The organism is Limnothrix sp. HT2024 (genome assembly GCF_059138625.1).
The window spans coordinates 1,975,134-1,989,699 of the sequence record NZ_CM181121.1 but is presented as its reverse complement, the minus strand read 5'-3'; the positions used below and the strand labels follow the sequence as shown (position 1 = coordinate 1,989,699).

The 14,566-nt window shown below is 56.7% G+C and carries 13 protein-coding genes; 7 read left to right on the top strand and 6 right to left on the bottom strand.

Annotated elements, in window-relative coordinates; genetic code table 11:
* The first annotated feature begins 45 nt into the window (after positions 1-45).
* Complete coding sequence (urtE, locus tag AC2IAX_RS08060) at positions 46-762, top strand: urea ABC transporter ATP-binding subunit UrtE (protein WP_494390091.1); 717 nt, start codon at positions 46-48, stop codon at positions 760-762.
* Between the two features lie 154 nt (positions 763-916).
* Complete coding sequence (gene trmB, locus AC2IAX_RS08055) at positions 917-1,552, top strand: tRNA (guanosine(46)-N7)-methyltransferase TrmB (RefSeq protein ID WP_494390323.1); 636 nt, start codon at positions 917-919, stop codon at positions 1,550-1,552.
* Positions 1,553-1,713: 161 nt separating this feature from the next.
* Here trmB and fabF read toward each other — a convergent pair whose 3' ends face one another.
* Entirely contained in the window at positions 1,714-3,024 is a 1,311-nt protein-coding gene (gene fabF, locus AC2IAX_RS08050; RefSeq protein ID WP_494390090.1) for a beta-ketoacyl-ACP synthase II, read from the bottom strand.
* A 77-nt stretch (positions 3,025-3,101) separates the two neighbouring features.
* Positions 3,102-3,344 carry an acyl carrier protein gene (acpP, locus tag AC2IAX_RS08045; RefSeq protein WP_494390322.1) on the bottom strand — a complete coding sequence of 81 codons (243 nt, stop codon included), beginning with the start codon at positions 3,342-3,344 and terminating at the stop codon, positions 3,102-3,104.
* A 698-nt stretch (positions 3,345-4,042) separates the two neighbouring features.
* On the opposite strand from acpP, the gene AC2IAX_RS08040 reads away from it, so the two are divergent.
* The 4 genes from AC2IAX_RS08040 (at position 4,043) to AC2IAX_RS08025 (ending at position 9,820) form a co-directional block, all read left to right on the top strand.
* Positions 4,043-5,026 (top strand): CoB--CoM heterodisulfide reductase iron-sulfur subunit B family protein, encoded by a 984-nt coding sequence (locus AC2IAX_RS08040; protein ID WP_494390089.1) that lies wholly within the window; start codon positions 4,043-4,045, stop codon positions 5,024-5,026.
* A gap of 224 nt (positions 5,027-5,250) precedes the next feature.
* A complete protein-coding gene (gene psaC, locus AC2IAX_RS08035) occupies positions 5,251-5,496 on the top strand; it encodes a photosystem I iron-sulfur center protein PsaC (protein WP_190354628.1) in 246 nt (81 codons plus the stop codon).
* 326 nt (positions 5,497-5,822) lie between these two features.
* Positions 5,823-9,509: a HEAT repeat domain-containing protein gene (locus tag AC2IAX_RS08030; RefSeq protein WP_494390088.1), complete on the top strand. Its 3,687-nt coding sequence runs from the start codon at positions 5,823-5,825 to the stop codon at positions 9,507-9,509.
* Positions 9,506-9,820 carry a HigA family addiction module antitoxin gene (locus AC2IAX_RS08025; RefSeq protein WP_494390321.1) on the top strand — a complete coding sequence of 105 codons (315 nt, stop codon included), beginning with the start codon at positions 9,506-9,508 and terminating at the stop codon, positions 9,818-9,820. Before AC2IAX_RS08030 ends, AC2IAX_RS08025 begins: the two co-directional genes overlap by 4 nt.
* Before the next feature lie 52 nt (positions 9,821-9,872).
* Here the strand turns inward: AC2IAX_RS08025 and AC2IAX_RS08020 are convergent, their stop codons facing one another.
* From AC2IAX_RS08020 to AC2IAX_RS08005, 4 genes are all read right to left on the bottom strand, one after another.
* Positions 9,873-10,190: an RNA-binding protein gene (locus AC2IAX_RS08020; RefSeq protein ID WP_494390087.1), complete on the bottom strand. Its 318-nt coding sequence runs from the start codon at positions 10,188-10,190 to the stop codon at positions 9,873-9,875.
* Positions 10,191-10,195: 5 nt separating this feature from the next.
* Positions 10,196-10,570 (bottom strand): hypothetical protein, encoded by a 375-nt coding sequence (locus AC2IAX_RS08015; protein ID WP_494390086.1) that lies wholly within the window; start codon positions 10,568-10,570, stop codon positions 10,196-10,198.
* Between the two features lie 219 nt (positions 10,571-10,789).
* Complete coding sequence (locus AC2IAX_RS08010; protein ID WP_494390085.1) at positions 10,790-11,983, bottom strand: aspartate aminotransferase; 1,194 nt, start codon at positions 11,981-11,983, stop codon at positions 10,790-10,792.
* On the bottom strand, positions 11,980-13,170 hold the full coding sequence (locus tag AC2IAX_RS08005) for an iron-containing alcohol dehydrogenase family protein (protein WP_494390084.1): 1,191 nt from the start codon (positions 13,168-13,170) through the stop codon (positions 11,980-11,982). Before AC2IAX_RS08005 ends, AC2IAX_RS08010 begins: the two co-directional genes overlap by 4 nt.
* 130 nt (positions 13,171-13,300) lie before the next feature.
* Between AC2IAX_RS08005 and AC2IAX_RS08000 the strand changes: the two genes are divergently transcribed.
* The gene (locus tag AC2IAX_RS08000; RefSeq protein ID WP_494390083.1) at positions 13,301-14,518 is read left to right on the top strand and encodes a hypothetical protein; all 1,218 of its coding nucleotides are present in this window, start codon (positions 13,301-13,303) and stop codon (positions 14,516-14,518) included.
* The last annotated feature ends 48 nt before the right edge of the window (positions 14,519-14,566 follow it).

Genomic DNA, 14,566 nt, shown 5'->3' with positions numbered 1-14,566 from the left:
ATTGCCCCTAGAAAAGACCCAAGTAATTGAGATGGAGGACTAGGGATGTTGAAGGTTTCGGGCTTAAATGTTTATTACGGCGAAAGTCATATTCTGCGCGATGTGGATATGACTGTTCGCGAAGGGGAAATGACTTGCTTAATTGGTCGAAATGGGGTCGGAAAAACGACGCTCCTGAAAACTATTGTCGGCCTGTTGCCACCTCGTAGCGGGGCGATCGCCCTGGCCGATTCCCCGATCGCCCATTTGTCTCCCGATCGCCGGGCTAAGTTGGGCATTGGCTATGTGCCCCAAGGTCGCGATATCATTCCCCGGCTGACGGTGCGAGAAAACCTACTGTTGGGTTTGGAAGCTTGCCGAGGAACCGATCGCGCCGGAGCCAATGCGAAGGATTTGACGATTCCCGAAGAAATTTTTGACCTCTTCCCGGTGTTGAAAACCATGCTGAATCGGATGGGGGGCGACCTGTCCGGTGGTCAACAACAGCAACTGGCGATCGGGCGGGCTTTGATGGGCAAACCGAAGCTTTTGGTGTTGGATGAACCCACGGAAGGGATTCAACCCTCGATCGTGTTGCAGATTGAAGAAGCGGTGCAACATATTATTCGATCGACCGGGATTGCGGTGTTGTTGGTGGAACAGCACTTGCACTTTGTGCGCAAGGCGAATCACTACTACGCCATGCAAAAGGGTTCAATGGTGGCCTCTGGCAACACGAGCGAACTCAGCAATGAAACGATTCAACAATTCCTGGCGGTTTAGGGAATTGGCTTAGGGCGTGAACGCTGGTTTTCGCCAGTCCCATTGCGTTCTCATGGCGGGGACTTCCCTCAACTTTCCAAAATCTTGCTCCCGATCGCGATCGCATTCAATTGAAGCGGTAGGATCGGGAGGTTTTGAGTTGAGGAACCCTCCCGTGGCCTTGGTGCGTGTTCGTGAGCATGTTAATCCCCTCAGTCGCCATTATGATCGGGCGATCGAACCCCCCAATTGGTCGCAACTGTTTCACCAACTCGATCGACCCCTTCATCTCGATATCGGCTGTGCCAAGGGGCATTTCATCTTAGCCATGGGGGCCCAAGAGCCAACCTGGAACTTTTTGGGCCTCGAAATTCGTGAACCCTTGGTGCATCAAGCCAACCGCTGGGCCGAAGAGCGCGGCCTTGAGAACGTGCGGTATTTGCCTTGCAATGCCAATCGATCAATCCGCCCGCTGTTGGCATCCTTACCCCCAGGAATCGTGCAGCGGGTAACGATTCAATTTCCCGATCCTTGGTTCAAAAAACGCCACCAAAAGCGCCGGGTCGTGCAACCCAGCTTGGTCAAGGATTTGGCAGAATTTTTACCCTTGGGGGCGCAGGTTTTTGTGCAATCAGACATCGAAGAAGTGGCGATCGAAATGCGCGATCGCTTCTGCGAACATGCGGCTTTTCGGCTCACCCATGCCCTGCCTTGGTTGGTGCAAAACCCGTTACCGATCCCCACCGAACGGGAAAAATCAGTTTTGGATCAAGGCTTCCCGGTTTATCGGGCCCTGTTCGATCGAATTTGACAGAATGAATTGATAGCTACTGTCGCCAAATCCACAGGCTCACCGCCCCCTAATCAATAGGGGCAGGTTCCCAGAACCCACCCCTACGGATTTCACCTCATTCAGCGCCAAGTTGAGTTTTAACTCTCTTGAATGCCAGTCGATCGCAATTTCAAGAAATCCTAGCCGCGATATTTACGGAAGGCGAGCGTCACATTGTGGCCGCCAAACCCAAAGGAATTCGACAGGGCCACTTCCACCGGCATTTCCCGCGCTTCATTGGGCACATAGTCCAAATCACAAGCCGGATCCGGATCTTCCAGGTTAATGGTCGGTGGCACCTTGTCATGGACGAGCGCCATCACTGTCGCTACTGCTTCAATGCCACCGGAACCACCCAATAGGTGTCCCGTCATGGACTTGGTGGAGCTAATGGCCACCCTGGGAGCCACATCTTCACCCAAAGCCGCCTTGATGGCCGCTGTTTCAGTGGAATCGTTGGCGGGGGTGCTGGTTCCGTGGGCGTTGATGTAGTTCACTTGGTTAGGAGTGATACCTGCATCCTTCATGGCCAAGCGAATGGCTCGGGCTGCGCCTTCCCCGCCAGGAACCGGAGCCGTCATGTGGTGTGCATCGCAGGTCATCCCGTAGCCAATGATTTCTGCGTAAATTTTGGCTCCCCGGCTAAGGGCGTGATCCAGTTCTTCAAGCAACAGAATCCCGGCTCCTTCGCCCATGACGAAGCCGTCGCGTCCTTGGTCAAAGGGACGGCTGGCGCGGGCGGGATCATCATTGCGGGTGGACATGGCCTTCATGGCTGCGAAGCCGGCCATCCCCAGCGGTGTGATGGCTGCTTCTGAGCCGCCGCACACGATCGCCTGGGCATAGCCTCGCTGCACGAGCCGGAATGCGTCCCCGATTGAGTTGGATCCCGCCGCGCAAGCTGTCACCGTGCAAGAATTTGGTCCCTTGGCCCCCAGTTGGATTGCCGTCAGGCCAGCGGCCATGTTGGCAATCATGGTGGGGATCATGAAGGGGCTGCATCGATCGGGCCCACGATGGAGTAGCACTTCCACCTGGTCTTCGAGAACCTTCAGTCCCCCAATACCGGTTCCGATTAACACCCCAACCTGCTCAGCGTTCAGGTCGTTGATCACGAACTGGGCATCTGCAACGGCTTGCTTACTAGCACAAACCGCGATTTGCGTGAACCGATCCATTCGCTTGGCATCTTTGCGATCGATGTATTGCAGTGGATCAAAGTCCTTCAGTTCGCCGGCAATTCGGCAGTCGTGGCGTGAGGCATCAAACAGCGTAACCGGCCCAATGCCGTTACGCCCCGCCATTAGCCCATCCCAATATTCACTGAGGGTGTTGCCAATGGGGGTAATTGCGCCCAGACCGGTGACGACAACGCGCCGACGGGGTTCGTCAGCGGGGGCCGCACCGGCAGCGCTTGCCACAGGGGTGTCAACGCGGTTGGAACTGGTCATGGTGATAACAGTCTGGAGGTCTGCAAACCCAGCACGAGAGGTCTACGAGCCGTCAGTGGGCGATCGGGCTGCAATAACTAAGATTGTTGAGCAAGAATATAGTCAACCGCTTCTTGCACGGTGGTGATTTTCTCAGCCGCTTCGTCAGGAATTTCGATATCAAATTCTTCTTCGAGGGCCATGACTAACTCAACGGTGTCCAGGGAGTCTGCACCCAGGTCGTTGCTAAAGCTAGCTGCCGGTACGACTTTCTCAACTTCAACGCTGAGCTGATCGGCTACGATTTTTTTAACTTTTTCGAAAATTTGATCCTGCATGATGACTCCTATTGGACAGCCCCCCAAGCCGCCCAGGTTCTAGTCTGACGGGGTGAGGGTTATCGTCGCACAACGGGGGTGCAATGATCGATCCGACAACAGATCTGAGCTATTGAAAACTCTAAAAATGCTGCGATCGAGAAGGTGAGCGGGCGGGCCGTGCATCCGGCTCAGTCGGCTTGCGTCTGAATAGACCGCAGCAAGGCAGTCGGCTGGCTCGAAGATGACGATAACCAGACCGCGACCAAGGGTCATCGAGACGGGTCACCGATGAGGGCGCATCTAAGCATTCCTTCATCTTATCGGAAAGCGGCCGTTGCGGGTGAGATTCTACGGGCGATTGCTCCCCACAGCTCAATGCGAGGCGGTGGGCGGCCTGGATTGACTTGGCGGGGCAGGAGTTCTGGAGCGGGATCAAGGCGCAGATGCTGAAACCAAGCGACTGGCTCAGAATGGAACAGAATCCAAAAGATTTGCCCAAAATCCCAGTCGCGCCCTTTAAACTCAGAACCATCAACGCCATAACAGCGCCATGACTTAGTTGCCACGATTCGGTTGCCATGCCTTAGTTGCCACGATTCGGTTGCCACGATTCGGTTGCCACGCATCGATGGCTCATGATTCGGCAGTGGACATGATCGGCAATGACCACGATTGGCAATGAATGGGCGCTTGATTAACCCTTGGGAGTAATTTGAACGATGGTTGTTGCCCAAAGTGGAACACCGACGACATCGCGATCGACCGGTTCTTTTCCCGATCGCCAGCCGCTACAGGGTCGATCGGGCAAGTTGAAATACGCCTACTACCCGGGCTGTGTGGCCAAGGGGGCCTGTGGCGAACTGCACCAATCCACCACCGCGATCGCCCGTGCTTTGGGCATTGAACTGGTGGAATTGACGGCGGCCGCCTGTTGTGGGTCAGGCACGTTCAAGGAAGAATCCCAACTGCTCGAAGATACGGTCAATGCCCGCAACATTGCCCTGGCCGAGGCCTTGGACTTACCGATGCTGACCCATTGCAGCACCTGCCAAGGGGTGATCGGTCATGTGGATGAGCGACTCAAAACCGCCCGCGATCGACAACCGGACTATTTCCAGCAGGTGAATGGCCTGCTGTCGGATCAGGGCTGCTTGCCCTACCGAGGTTCCACGGAGGTGAAGCATTTGCTCTGGGCCCTGGTGGCCGATTACGGCATTGAGGCGATCGCCCAGCGCGTGACCCGCCGCCTGGCCGGCCTCAACTGCGCCGCCTTCTATGGTTGCTATCTGCTGCGGGCCCAGTCGTTTAATCGTTACGACAATGCCGACAACCCCCGATCGATGGAGCAAATTTTTGCGGCCCTGGGCGCAGGGGCGATCGACTACCGTGGGCGCACCCAATGCTGCGGTTGGCCCCTGGCCAGCTATGCCACCGATGCGTCCTTCCAGTTGGCGGGAACCCACCTTGCAGAGGCGATCGCCGCAGGAGCTGACTGCCTGGTCACGCCCTGTCCCCTGTGTCATCTCAACCTCGATTCCCGACAACCGGAAGTGGCAAAAGTGACCGGGCGATCGCTCAACATCCCCGTGCTGCATCTGCCGCAACTAATTGGCCTGGCATTGGGTCTGGCCCCGCGTGATTTGGGCCTCGATCGCCACATTGTTTCCACGCGCCCAATGCTCCAAAAGCTGGGTCTGGCTTAGGCATCAGCCCCCTGAGACGAGCGATCGACCCCGGCGGGAACCGCCCCCCAAACGACCCACAATGACCGGCCCCCGCCGTCAAGCTTGGTTTACTAACTTTAAATTTTTGCAACCTTCAAGGAAGCCACCAAAACTCGCAAGATACACTGAACGGTGATTTCAACGGATTCTCGGCACGATCGCCGTTTACTTCAAACCAAGGAATCGAAGGGAGTATTGCTTCAATGTCTCATTCGGTAAAAATTTACGATACCTGCATTGGCTGCACCCAATGCGTGCGCGCTTGCCCCACCGACGTGCTGGAGATGGTTCCCTGGGATGGCTGCAAAGCCGCTCAGATTGCTTCCTCGCCCCGCACTGAGGATTGCGTGGGTTGCAAGCGTTGCGAAACCGCTTGCCCCACCGACTTCTTGAGCATCCGTGTTTATCTGGGCGGCGAAACCACCCGCAGCATGGGCTTGGGTTACTAAGCCAGGGCTACTGATGTTGGTTGAAGTTGGCTTGGTTCAATTGGCGTTTCTTTGCTGGTTGGCTAAGTCGTCTTGCCGGGAGTCTCGATCGCATCTCCCCTTTGGGTGGTGAATTTGGGACAACGTTGCAGGAATTTTTGAGATGATTTTAAGAGTACGCACCCTTTGCGTGCTCTTTATTTTGATGATTTTTATTGATGACTTTCATTTTGATAATTGCTAGTGCTTTGCTAATTTTGAGCCATAGCCAACCGAATCGGCCGTGGCGGAGGTGAGAGGGTTGGCCAGGTCATTCAACCACCCATAATCGAGCAAGGCAGTGAGCCATGATGATTGAGCTGTGGGGATTGGTTCATGTAGTCACCAGTCCGGCCATGAAGCCTTTGTGGGAATGGCTCGGCAGCTTTTCCCAAGACATTGCTCAAGATCTGCTGAAGGATTTCGTCAAGGATGACTTGATCATCAGCAATTGGCAGCGGTTGCCGTTCACCGCTCAAGGGCGCACCGTGATCCGATCGCTCAAGTCTTTTGTGGCGGCCATGGAGCAAGAATTTGATCGCCTGGGTTGTGCTCCCGATGCTTACGTTAATCCCCTTAAAACCTTCATCAGAAGTCGCGAGGGGTCGGCCCTGCTGGGAACGGCGCTGAACTTGCGGCAGGAAACCCCCGACCCGATCGCCCTGGCGGAGTTGTGGGATGAGCTGGGGGTGCGATCGCTGCCGGAGGGGTTCGACTGGTCGGCGGTGGCGGCGGCATATCGATCGGCGGTGCAAGCGATCGTCCGCGAGTCGGCTGAGTTGCGGGCGATCGCTCAATTTGAGCTGACGGCCCAACTGCTGGAGGGGCAACAGGCCACGGCGGATTTGCTGGCCGATCGACTCGGGCCGGCGGTGGGCTGCGACTTGGCCGCCTATGCCGAGCGACTGCGCGATCGCTACAGCCATCTGAACCTGACTTCCCTGGACGATCGGGCCTATGAGGACGATCGGTTGCGGCTCTGGTCGGTGTTTGTGGAGCCGTCGGCGCGGGAATGTCGGGACTATTTGCCCCAGCAGGCGGAGCTACCCAAGGAATGGCTGGCGGCCCTGGGTGAGGAGGAACCCGATCGCGATCTCCAGCGCCTCGAACGCTTGCGCCAGAGCTATTTAGACCAAACGCCGCGCCCGGTTCTGGAACGGATTCGCAGCGATCGCCCGGACGATCGGCATTTGGTGATTTTGGGCGATCCGGGGGCGGGCAAGTCTACCCTGTTGCGTTACCTGGCGTTGGATTGGGCTGAAGAAGAGGTCTTTGAGCAGGGCTTCACCCGATCGCCCGCTGAGTTGGACGGGGCGATCGTGCCGTTATTGGTGGAGTTGCAGCAATATGCCAGCGATCGGCAGGATGGCCGCTGCGGCACGTTGTTGGACTTCATGGAAACCGGCAGTTTTTGTGCCCATTTGTCGCGATCGGCGATCGATCAGCGGCTGAAAACGGGCCGTGCTTGGCTGTTTTTGGATGGTTTGGATGAGGTTTTTGAACCGGCTGAACGACAGGCGATCACGGTGGAAATTGCTCGCCTCGCGGAACAATATCCCCAAGCCAAAATCGTCGTTACTTCCCGCGTGATCGGCTACAAACCCTACGATCTCAGCGGTGCAGAATTTCGCCATTTCTTGTTGCAAGATTTGGACGAAACCCAAATCAATCAATTCATTGGCCAGTGGCATCAACTGGTGAAACGCAAGGACGAGCAATTTTTGCAATTGCGGCGCGATCGCCTGACTCGTGCGGTTCAACAATCGAAGCAAATCCGCGAGTTAGCCGGGAATCCATTGTTGCTGACGATGATGGCGATCTTGAATTTGCATCAGGAATTGCCGCGCGATCGCTTTTTGTTATATGAGCAAGCGGCGCGGGTTTTGTTGCATCAATGGGATGTGGAACGGGCGCTCGAAAGCGATCCCGAACTGGCGACGGCGGCCCTAGATTTTCGGGATAAGCAAGCGATGTTGCGGCGGGTGGCGCGGGTGATGCAAGACAGCCCGGATGGATTGCGCGGCAACCTGATTCGCGAGGAAGATTTGGAGCGGGAATTTCGCGATTATTTGAAAACTAATGATCGGGACAATGCGGGGGCGATCGCCAAGCGCCTGATCCGCCAACTGCGGGAGCGCAATTTCATTCTTTGTTTGGTGGGGCCGGGTCTCTATGCCTTTGTGCATCGCACCTTTTTGGAATATTTCTGTGCGGCTTCGTTTCTTTGGGATTTTAAGGAAACACAAACTCTGACGATTGAGGCGTTAATTGCGGAGACGTTTGGCAAGCATTGGGCGGAGGAGTCGTGGCATGAGGTGTTACGGCTGATTGCGTCGGAGTTAGATCAAAAATTTGTGGAGCAAATCATCGAGTTTTTGCTGTCTGTAAAGGTTGATCGGCAGCAATGCTTAAAAGATGAGCGCTTAACCAAAGAAGCCATTGTCAACCTACTGTTGGCTGCTGATTGCTTAATCGAAATTCGCAAACCAAATCTCAATGAGCCTGTTTTTGTAAATCTGTTGCACTGCTTGCAAGCCGAAACGAACGAACGAAATGATCAACGCTTTCAGCGGGAAGCAGCCGAAGGTTTACTGAGTCGAATTGCAGAAGGTTGGCAACATACTGATGATCTCCGACCTTGGTTTGAATCGCTCATAGAGTTAACCAATCGATCCTATTTTCCTATCTTTGCAGTGGTGATCGTTGCCCAGAGATGGAAAGACGACCCCGACACCTTGCCCATGCTCAAAGACCGCGCGCGATCGGATGAGAACTGGGCTGTGCGGGTAGCAGCGGTGGCGGCGTTGGCACAGGGCTGGAAAGACGACCCCGACACCTTGCCCATGCTCAAAGACCGCGCGCGATCGGATGAGAACTGGGCTGTGCGGGTAGCAGCGGTGGAGGCGTTAGCACAGGGCTGGAAAGACGACCCCGACACCTTGCCCATGCTCAAAGACCGCGCGCGATCGGATGAGGACAATGATGTGCGGCGAGCAGCGGTGGAGGCGTTGGCACAGGGCTGGAAAGACGACCCGGCCACCTTGCCCTTGCTCAAAGACCGCGCGCGATCGGATGAGGACGGGGCTGTGCGGCGAGCAGTGGTGTGGGCGTTGGCTCAGGGCTGGAAAGACGACCCTGACACCTTGCCCTGGCTCAAAGACCGCGCGCGATCGGATGAGAACTTGTTTGTACGGCAAGCAGCGGTGGAGGCGTTGGCTCAGGGCTGGAAAGACGACCCCGACACCTTGCCCTGGCTCAAAGACCGCGCGCGATCGGATGAGGACAATGATGTGCGGCAAGCAGCGGTGGAGGCGTTGGCTCAGGGCTGGAAAGACCACCCCGACACCTTGCCCTGGCTCAAAGACCGCGCGCGATCGGATGAGGACAATGATGTGCGGCGAGCAGCGGCGGAGGCGTTGGCTCAGGGCTGGAAAGACGACCCCGACACCTTGCCCTTGCTCAAAGACCGCGCGCGATCGGATGAGAACTGGGCTGTGCGGCAAGCAGCGGTGGAGGCGTTGGCTCAGGGCTGGAAAGACGACCCCGACACCTTGCCCTTGCTCAAAGACCGCGCGCGATCGGATGAGGACAATGATGTGCGGCAAGCAGCGGTGGAGGCGTTGGCTCAGGGCTGGAAAGACGACCCCGACACCTTGCCCTTGCTCAAAGACCGCGCGCGATCAGATGAGAGCGAGTATGTGCGGCAAGCAGCGGTGCAGGCGTTGGCTCAGGGCTGGAAAGACGACCCGGACACATTCAACTTGCTTTGCGAAATCACCACCCAAGATCCGTTTCAGCGTTCAGATAGCGAACATCGGAAATATGAAAGAAACCCGCGTCAAACAGCCCTTGAAGGATTGTTAGAAATTGCGCCTAAGAATCCGCAGGTGATTGATCTGTTACGCGATCGTGCTGCCAACGACCCCGACGATCTCTTGCGCGAATGGGCAACCGAACAGCTCGCCAAAATTGATTCGCAGTCGCACGAGACCTGATGGAAATTGATCAACAAAGCCCCATTCATCCCGGCGAAATTTTGCTAGCGGAATTTTTGCGACCACTGAAGATTTCCTATACCAAGCTGGCTGCGGAAACGGGGATTTCGGTGCGGATGATTGGGGCGATCGTACGGGGGAAGCGATCGATTTCGCCCGAAGTGGGTCTGCGATTGTCGCGCTACTTTGGTCTTTCCGAACGGTTTTGGCTGAACCTCCAAATTCACTACGATCTGGAGATCCTGAAACAAACCCTACGCGATCGCCTCGAAACCGAAGTGAAAAGATTCGCTCCAATTTCCGGAAGCTAGCCATCTCATCATTCCCATGCTCTGCGTGGGAATGATGGTTGCGATTGCCTCGCTACTTTAGATTGAGCGGGACAAGGGCTTGATGGAGCACTGTAGGGCGAGCACTTAGATAAACTTCACGTTGGTTGCTCTCGTTGTAGCCTACGACGATCGCTCCAACTTTTGCGCCAATGGGTGGATACATGGCGGGCTTCATGATGCCTTGATCGAGAAAATCAGGCAGTTTAATTAAGCCTTTAGCAGTAGGATGATTAATGTTTAGAAAAATACCGAAGGGAGCGTGGTGCTCAACAGTACCAATGACCAGTTGACCTAGGGGGTAGCGATCGCTGAGGGCTTCTGATGGCTCGATCGAGGTAGTGGTAGTCATGAAACTTACTCCGGCTTTAACTGACGTGGAAATTGGTTCAGCCAAGGGAATAATCGCTGAGGAACAACAACTTCGATGCGATCCTGTCCCTCTATTTCATCGTATCGACACTCTAGCGGTTTGAGGGTTTGTTGATAACTCTGTTCGTCGAGTGTGACTTCTAAAATACCTTCCTGGTAGCTTTGGTGAAATTCTTCAGCAATGCTGCGATCGTTCGGCCCAGCAAAGTAGCAACAACCATCTGCATAAGGGGGATTCTCTGGGAAATCAATATCAGTGAAGCCAATCTTGAGGAGGCGATCGCCCTTTCCTGGTTGTGGGGCTTTGTAAATTGTGATATCAGCTACCATATTGACGGTTTGATGGATCGAAAAACTCATACCCGGCGATAGTGCAGCGCCAGATTCAGCTGATCGCCTCGTGAACTACGGTTTTTCCCATCGTTCCCACATTCAACGTGGGAACGATAAAAACTGGTCAGTGCAGTATCTACTAGCACTCGCCATTCCCCAATCGTCGTAACAAGGGGCTTAAGCCCCTTGCTGCCCAACGATCTGCTAACAGTGGGATCCGGGTTTCCGGTGATTAGACGATCGCCCCTAGACCGTCGCGGCCGCCATGTCGTAGTGGATACCAGCCGCAGCCAGGCGATCGAGCGCTTCACCCAACCGGGGCAAATCACAAATCAAGCTCACCCGCACATAGCCCTCACCCCCGGGGCCGAAGGCATTCCCCGGCGTAAACACCACGCCCGTTTGCTCCAACACCGACAGCGCAAAATCCGTGGAAGTCAATCCCGGCGGGCAGGGAACCCACAAATACATCGTGGCGCGGGTGGGTTTGAGCGACCAACCCAACTGGTTAAACCGCTCCACCAGGAAATCCCGGCGCGATCGATAGCGGGTTTGCACCTCCGTCAGGTAGCTGTCGGGCATCGACAGGGCCGTTTCCGCCGCCTTTTGCAGCGCCGCAAAGATGCCGTAGTCCAGGTTGGTTTTCAGGGTGCGTAGACCCTGCACAATCTCCGAGTTGCCCACCACAAAGCCGACCCGCCAGCCCGCCATGTTGTAGGTCTTCGAGAGGGTGTGGAATTCCACGCCAATCTCCTTCGCGCCGGGAATTTCCAGCAGGCTGGTGGGCTGGTAGCCATCGAAGGCCAGTTCCGCATAACAGAGATCGTGAACTAGCAAAATCTCGTGCTTGCGGGCAAAGGCCACCGCCTCTTCGTAAAACTCGCGCGGAGCCGTGGCGGCGGTGGGGTTGCTGGGATAGTTGAAGTAGAGGATCTTGGCGCGATCGGCCACGTCTTCGGGAATCGAACCAAAGTCAATCAGCCAGTCTTGCTCGGCCTTCAGGACGATCGTGTGTAGGTTCGCTCCGGCCAGCAGCGGCCCCCGGAAGTGGGGCGGATAGGCGGGGCTGGGCACGAGGATCGTATCGCCGGGGTTGATGTAGGCCAGCGCCAAGTGGGTGAGTCCTTCTTTGGAACCCAGCAGGGGCAGAGCTTCGCTGTCGGAACTGAGCTTCACGCCATAGCGCCGCTCATACCAAGTCGTGATCGCTTCCCGAAAGCTGGCTTTGCCCTCAAAGGGTGGGTAGCCGTGGCCGTTGGGATCGTCGAGGGCTTCCTTGGCGGCGGCAATCACCGGGGCGGGGGCGGGCCCGTCGGGGTTGCCCATGCCCAGATCGATCAGGTCGAGGCCCTGTTGGCGGGCGTTGGCTTTCAGTTCGTCCAGGCGGGCAAAAACGTATTGCGGCAAAACACGCAGGCGATCGGCGGGTTGAATTTTCATGGCTGAGTGACCTCCTCTCCGTGGTAGATGGGGGCCGCGGCGATCGGCCCGCCATCGGGGCTGAAGCTGCTGCGGCAGGGGGCGAGGGTTGACACCAGGGCCGCCATCACTTGGTCGGCACTCACGGGGAAGGGCAGGTGATGAATATCCGATCGCTCATGGCAGGCCAGCTCTGCGGCCTGTTTCAAATCCTGAAGCGTCATTTGTCCAAGGCCCAGGTCTTCCAGGCAACGCGGCAACCCGATCGCCTCATAAAAACTCAGCAACTGGGCCCGGGCAGCGGCGGCCAGTTGGCTGCCTTGGATCATTTCTTCGAGCCGCAGTTGGGCCAAAATCCCGAGGGCGACCTTTTCGCCATGCAGCGTGCCGTGACTGGCGTGAATGTGGGTGAGGCCGTTGTGGATCGCGTGGGCGGCCACGGTGCGACATTGGGCCCCGCCCAAACCGCCAATCACGCCGGCCATCAGCACGGACGCATCGACGACCTCTTGCCAGAGGGGGCCACCGGGTTGGGCGATCGCCTCAGCGGATTTTTGCAGCAACAAATCCCGCAGCACTCGGGCCGATTGGACGGCGGCGACGATCGTGGTTTGCTCGGAGCGACCGCTGCTGATGGCGGCTTCGTACCACTTGGCGATCGCGTCACCAATACCCGCCACCAGGGTGCGAGTCGGGGCCGTCAGCACCAGTTGATAATCCAAAATCAGCAAATCGGGGCAGCGATCAAGCGTCACATCGTAGAGAAACGCCCCCGTTTCCGAATAAACATTGGAGAGGGCTGTCCAGGCGGCGCAAGTGGCCCCGGAACTGGGAATCGTGGCGATCGGGATTTTCAGTTGGTGGGCCACCAGTTTGGCCGCATCCAGGGCCTTGCCGCCGCCGGTGCCGATGATGTAGTCCGCTCGATGGGCCTTGGCCGCCACACGCAGGCGTTCCAGGCTGCTTTCACAGCAATCGGGCAAATAATTGGCGCTGGTCGATTTGGCCCCGATTTGCTCCAGGATCGGTTGCAAAGGGGGGAGCAGGGCCGCAAGGGAGCGATCGCCCCCGATGATCAGGGGGCGCTTGCCCAACCGGGCCAGTTCTGCTCCTGCCTGGGCGATCGCACCCCAACCGCGTGTCACCCTGGCCGGGGCGATCGTTAAGGCTGGAATTGGCACGGTCACGGCAATAGGAGCAGTCGGCATGGCAGTCACCCACTACGATTAGGAATTGACCAGAAAGTACACTTTACTCTATGGCGGGAATAGACAGCGCACGATCATTTTGGAGCTGTCGTTGGCTGTTGTTGGCTGTCGCCAATGGTGACCTTATCGAATGTTGTTGCGATCCAATTTTCAACTCTGGCGGTGGCGGGCGATCGCGGCGCGCTGCTCAAGCCTTGGCCTGCTCTCTCTACTCTTAGGTTGCGCCAGTGACTTGCCCAAGGCACAGTTACCGAGCGTTACAGAACTGCCCAACGATCGGGACACCCTGATCGTGACCACGGACATTAACAATCAAGGCCCCGACCCATCACGGTTGGCGTTTTATACGGCCGATTTACAAACGGGTGTGGTGGCTCGCTGGCTGCTGCAAAACGACGTGGAGATTGAGCAGCCCAATAAAAATCAAGCCCTCATTGAAAATGGCCCGCCCGTTTTGTTGCGCGATGGCAGCGGGTTGATCTATCAAGGCGTATTTTCCGGGCGATCGAGTCCCTTTGTGATTACGCCCCAAGGGGGAGTGCGATCGCTCACCGTTCCCCCCGCTGCCCAAAGCTCCAATGGGCGGCGGGCCTGGAGTGCCGATGGCCGTTGGTTGGCCTATGAACGAATTGAGCCGCGTGGTGAAGCCACCTTTTCGGAAATTTACTTACTCGATCGGCAAACGGGCCAACAGCGCCTCTGGCTCGCGAATGATGATGCCGATCGGGAAATTCGTTGGATGAGCTGGTCTCCCGATAGTCAGCGCCTGGCCGTTGCCCGCTATCAATTGGGACAAGAAGCGGTGGATCTGACCCTGCTGGATCTGCAAAAGCCGCCCCAGGTGCTGATTCGGGAAGGGGAAACCACGCCTTTTCAAGTGCCCGAAGTCGCCATGTATGACTTCCAGTGGTTACCGGATAGTCAGCGGCTGAGTTTTTTAAATCACCGCAACCCGGCCGTGCGCGGCAACGACGATCCGCTTGATGAATTCTTGAGTTTTCAGTGGCTTTTTCCCCAATCATCCGGGGTGAAATCCCAGTCCTCGATTTGGATTTTAGATATCCGAACGCGCCAATTTCAGGAATTGCCGCTGCTGACCCAAGGGGAGCGCCTGGGGGACTTGTCGGCCTACACCTGGTCACCGGATGGCCAACAACTGGCTCTGGTGGCCGGCTTTGCGGGCCCCTGTCGGCGGCTGGTGACCGCTGGTCAGATCACCTGCAGTGACCATATCTATGTGGCGAGTGCGGATGGTCGGCGGCTGCGGCAGTTAACCCAGGTGGAGCAGTGGCCGAGCTATCGGGTGTTGTGGTTTTCTCCCCAACGTCCTGCGGGGCCATCATTCTGACGGCAACTGATTGGAGCCTGATTGGAGCTTGAGTTGTGTCTTAGTGGC

What these genes read in the sequence shown, in the direction of transcription:
- AC2IAX_RS08030 (WP_494390088.1), top strand. Translation starts at nt 5,823, where the DNA reads ATGATGATTGAGCTGTGGGGATTGGTTCATGTAGTCACCAGTCCGGCC.
- AC2IAX_RS08000 (WP_494390083.1), top strand. Translation starts at nt 13,301, where the DNA reads ATGTTGTTGCGATCCAATTTTCAACTCTGGCGGTGGCGGGCGATCGCG.
- AC2IAX_RS08040 (WP_494390089.1), top strand. Translation starts at nt 4,043, where the DNA reads ATGGTTGTTGCCCAAAGTGGAACACCGACGACATCGCGATCGACCGGT.
- urtE (WP_494390091.1), top strand. Translation starts at nt 46, where the DNA reads ATGTTGAAGGTTTCGGGCTTAAATGTTTATTACGGCGAAAGTCATATT.
- AC2IAX_RS08020 (WP_494390087.1), bottom strand. Translation starts at nt 10,190, where the DNA reads ATGACTACCACTACCTCGATCGAGCCATCAGAAGCCCTCAGCGATCGC.
- AC2IAX_RS08005 (WP_494390084.1), bottom strand. Translation starts at nt 13,170, where the DNA reads ATGCCGACTGCTCCTATTGCCGTGACCGTGCCAATTCCAGCCTTAACG.
- psaC (WP_190354628.1), top strand. Translation starts at nt 5,251, where the DNA reads ATGTCTCATTCGGTAAAAATTTACGATACCTGCATTGGCTGCACCCAA.
- AC2IAX_RS08010 (WP_494390085.1), bottom strand. Translation starts at nt 11,983, where the DNA reads ATGAAAATTCAACCCGCCGATCGCCTGCGTGTTTTGCCGCAATACGTT.
- fabF (WP_494390090.1), bottom strand. Translation starts at nt 3,024, where the DNA reads ATGACCAGTTCCAACCGCGTTGACACCCCTGTGGCAAGCGCTGCCGGT.
- AC2IAX_RS08015 (WP_494390086.1), bottom strand. Translation starts at nt 10,570, where the DNA reads ATGAGTTTTTCGATCCATCAAACCGTCAATATGGTAGCTGATATCACA.